This window comes from Bacteroides sp. AM54-2NS, from assembly GCF_003602935.1.
In the GTDB taxonomy this organism is placed as follows: domain Bacteria; phylum Bacteroidota; class Bacteroidia; order Bacteroidales; family Bacteroidaceae; genus Bacteroides; species Bacteroides xylanisolvens.
Genome location: NZ_QTMZ01000125.1, coordinates 1 through 1,318, shown reverse-complemented (window position 1 = coordinate 1,318; position 1,318 = coordinate 1). Strand labels below are relative to the sequence as shown.

Sequence of the window (1,318 nt, the reverse complement as noted above, 5' to 3'; positions counted from 1 at the left end):
AAATATCAGTCTTATTATCTTTGTTGTATTAAGATAAAGACTGATAGGCGGGAAGAGGACACCATAAAAGAGAAAGCACTTGAGGCTAGCCACGTAACGGCCTCTCTCCGCCAAGCTGCAAAGCTCCGATAGAATATCAAGGTTGCGAGCCTATTTAGAGTTTAGAGTTCAAACAGCTTTTACCAGTCTTAGAAAAGTACAGCAAAAATATGAAAAAATTATTTATTGGAATTGATTTTTCAAAGGAGAAACTTGACGCGACGATAATTCTCGCATGTGGAATGAACGAAATAGGCTCCCGTGAGTATGGGTGTTTCCCAAATAACACTACGGGCTACCGCAAGTTATGTAATTGGGTTAAAACAAACGCTTGGAATACAATTGCTGAGGAATGGCTATTCTGTGGAGAAGACACAGGTTCATGTAGTATAGGACTGAGCAAATGGCTTTACGGAAAAGGCTATGACATATGGATTGAGAACGCTTACGCCATAAAACATAGCAGTGGTATCCAGCGTGTGAAAAACGATAAGGCGGACTCAGCAATCATTGCTGAATACGCATGGAGGCAACAGGACAAGGTTGTACCCTTTGAACCATTGAATGAATCCCTTGCGCAACTAAGGGAGATTTTCCTCTATAGGCATAAGCTAGTTGGGCAAAGAGTGGCAATGGAATTACGAAAAGAGGACAAATCACAATCAAACAAGTCAAAAGCAATATCCTTCATCAACCGCAAGAGCAAACACCTTATTGCGGAGATAAACAAAACAATTGCCGAATGCGATAAGGCCATTGATAGCATAATAGAGGCGAATGAGGAACTGAAAGAAAATTATGCTATTATAACCTCAATAAAAGGCGTAGCCAGGCAAAACGCAACCTGTATGTTGGTCTACACAAACAACTTCAAAAAATTCGGATATGACCCAAGAAAGATTGCATGCTATTATGGAGTTGCCCCCTTTGGTAAACAATCCGGAACGAGTGTAAATACACCTGCTCATACAAGCCATTTCGCCAATAAACTTATTAAATCATTATTAGGACAAGCAGCTCATATAGCCAAAATATATAATCCCGAAATTAGAGATTACTATCAAAGACTGATTAGTAAGGGAAAGAAGCCTCAAGTGGCTTTAAATAATGTCAAGAACAAACTCATAAGAATCATAGTGGCATTAGTCAGGAAGAAAGTACCATATGATCAAAATACATACAAATATTATGAAGAACGAGAAGTTATAGAAAGGAAAAAGAACGAGAAGTTAATTTATTGTTAAACGGAATAAGAGATTAGGATATTAGCATAGAATAC

1 protein-coding gene is annotated in these 1,318 nt (G+C 38.3%); it reads left to right on the top strand.

The window, feature by feature from the left end; translation table 11 throughout:
- The first annotated feature begins 209 nt into the window (after window positions 1-209).
- Window positions 210-1,283 (top strand): IS110 family transposase, encoded by a 1,074-nt coding sequence (locus tag DXA05_RS26080; RefSeq protein WP_118407748.1) that lies wholly within the window; start codon window positions 210-212, stop codon window positions 1,281-1,283.
- Window positions 1,284-1,318: the final 35 nt, after the last annotated feature.

What these genes read in the sequence shown, in the direction of transcription:
- DXA05_RS26080 (WP_118407748.1), top strand. Translation starts at nt 210, where the DNA reads ATGAAAAAATTATTTATTGGAATTGATTTTTCAAAGGAGAAACTTGAC.